General features: G+C 68.0%; 3 protein-coding genes. 2 read left to right on the plus strand and 1 reads right to left on the minus strand.

What is annotated here, in order from left to right; translation table 11 throughout:
- Positions 1-323: 323 nt before the first annotated feature.
- A complete protein-coding gene (locus J8J14_RS24590; RefSeq protein WP_209382177.1) occupies positions 324-710 on the minus strand; it encodes a RidA family protein in 387 nt (128 codons plus the stop codon).
- 104 nt (positions 711-814) lie between these two features.
- Here J8J14_RS24590 and J8J14_RS24595 point away from each other — a divergent pair, with 104 nt between their 5' ends.
- Together J8J14_RS24595 and J8J14_RS24600 are read left to right on the plus strand one after the other, a co-directional pair.
- Positions 815-1,810, plus strand: coding sequence for a Bug family tripartite tricarboxylate transporter substrate binding protein (locus tag J8J14_RS24595; RefSeq protein WP_209382178.1), 996 nt, complete (start codon positions 815-817; stop codon positions 1,808-1,810).
- Between the two features lie 60 nt (positions 1,811-1,870).
- The coding region (locus J8J14_RS24600) for a transposase (RefSeq protein ID WP_245216150.1) at positions 1,871-2,246 on the plus strand (376 nt) is incomplete at its 3' end.

Raw genomic sequence — 2,246 nt, forward strand, 5'->3', positions numbered from 1 at the left:
CCGCGGCGAAGCGGGTCGGCAGGCAGAGCATGGCGGCGTCTCTTGGCGGGGACGCATCCACCCTAGCCGGTCAGCCCGCTCCGCCGCCTCTCCTCAGCTCAAATGGCCAAAGTCGAGCTAAGTCATAGCGGGCGAGCTCGGGCGGGGCACTTGTATGGGCCTCAGGTGAGGAAGCTGCCAGTAGGGCGTGAGCTCAGGCTTGATGACGACGGGAGACCCTCGTCCCCCTGTCGTGGCACACTCCATTGCTCGATCTGAGTGCGGGGCACCCCCTAGCTGAGGCTCTACCATCAGGGCCGAAGGGGGCGTGCGTGGTAGGTCGCTCAGTCCTTGCCGAGATAAGCCGTGGCATCGATCTCCACGAGGCAGTCCGGCGAGCCGAGCCCCGTGACGATGCAGGAAACCCGGTGCGGCGGATCCTCGGCGAACATTTCGAAGTAAACCTCGTTCATCGGCTCCCAGTTCGCCCGGTCCGTCACGTAGACTGTGCACTTCACCACGTCGCGCAGCGTGCCGCCCGCTTCCTCAACCAGGGCGCGGATGTTCTCGATCGTCTGGCGCGTCTGAGCCCGGACGTCGTCGACGGCGAAGCGGCCCTCCACGTCGCGGCCGGTGGAGCAGGCAAAGACGAAGCCGCCGGCCACGGTCGCCTGGGCGAAGGGCAAGCGCGGCTTGAAGACCCGGCTGGTGGAGATGGCGCGCTTTGGCATGGTTCTGACAATCCTGGAGAGTGGAGACCCCCGCAGCGGCAGGAGGCTTGCTTCAGGTTAAACTATCGTCATCCTTTCGCCATCCCACAGGCCTGGAGCCCACCATGATCAGCCGACGCCCGCTCCTCCTTGGTGCCCTGGCTACCCCCGCGCTGGCGACAGGCGCCGGCGCCCAGCTGCTGCCAGGTGGGCGCCCGATGCGCTGGATCGTCCCCTTCCCGCCCGGCGGTGCGGCGGACGCGATTGGTCGAATCTGGGCAGACGCCTTTACCGCGCGGAACGCCCAGCCCGTGGTGATCGAGAACCGGGGCGGGGCGAACGGGGTACTGGGGGTGGAGGCGGTGGCACGCGCCGTGCCCGACGGCGCCACGCTGGGCGTGTTCAACATCTCCTTCTTCACAGCCTTGCCTCTGATGGCTCGCGTCTCCTACGACCCGGCCCGCGATCTGACCCCGGTCGCCAAGCTCGTCACCAGCACCGTGCTCTGCTGCGTCACGGCCGAGCGGGCGCGAGAGCGGGGCTGGACGGATTTCCGGGCACTGATCGAATGGGCCCGCAAGCCAGGCCAGCAGATCACCAAGGGATCGGCCAGCAATGGCGGCCCGTCGCACCTGCTTATCGCAACCATAGCGAAGAGGGCCGGCGCCGATATCCTGCACGTGCCTTATCGCGGTGGCGCCCCGGCGCTGAACGACCTGCTGGCGGGGCAGATCGACATGGTTTTCGACTTCATGCCTGCCTTGATGCCCCAGGTGGCAGCCGGGCGGCTGGTGCCGCTGGCGGTGGGCAGCGCGGCACGCTCCCCCCTCATGCCCACTGTGCCGGGGCTGGGGGAGTTTGCTGATCTCGGCCTGGGCGGGCTGGACCTGCAATCCTGGAACATCCTGACCGCCCCTGCCGGCCTCCCGCCGGCCCTCGGGGAGGAGATCGCGGCCTCTGTGCGGCGTGGCGCTGGACACCCGGGGCTGGCGGACCGGCTGGCCGCGGCCGGACTGGTCCTGGCCACCTCCGCCTCTCCTGCCGAGGTGCGCGAGGAGATTGCCCGCGACGCCCCGCGGTGGAAGGAAATGGTGGAGGTATCGGGCGCTCGGATCGAGTGACCTGAGCCCCTAGATTTCCGCCAAGGGCAGGTAGAGTCCGTCACCCGTAAGGAGGCGGACATGAAGCGCGGACGGTTCACGGAAGAGCAGATCATCGGGGTGCTGCGGGAGGGGGAAGCCGGGCTGAGAACGGCCGATCTACGCCGTAAGCACGGGATTTCGGAGGCGACCTTCTATGCCTGGAAGGCCAAGTACGGCGGCCTTGGCGTGTCGGAGGCCAAGCGGCTGAGGACGCTCGAGGACGAGAACGGCCGGCTGACGCGGTTGCTGGCCGAGGCGATGCTCGACAATGCCGTGCTGAAGGACCTCGCCGCAAAAACGTATGGCCCGCCCCGCCCGCAAGAGCTTTCACGACCTGGTCTGATCAGTCTACGCCAACGTATCCGGCACCGGAGGCAAGCTCCCTGCCAAGATGGAGATCCGCGCGCCCCGGTCC

Source organism: Pararoseomonas baculiformis, assembly GCF_017813395.1.
Taxonomy (GTDB): domain Bacteria; phylum Pseudomonadota; class Alphaproteobacteria; order Acetobacterales; family Acetobacteraceae; genus Roseomonas; species Roseomonas baculiformis.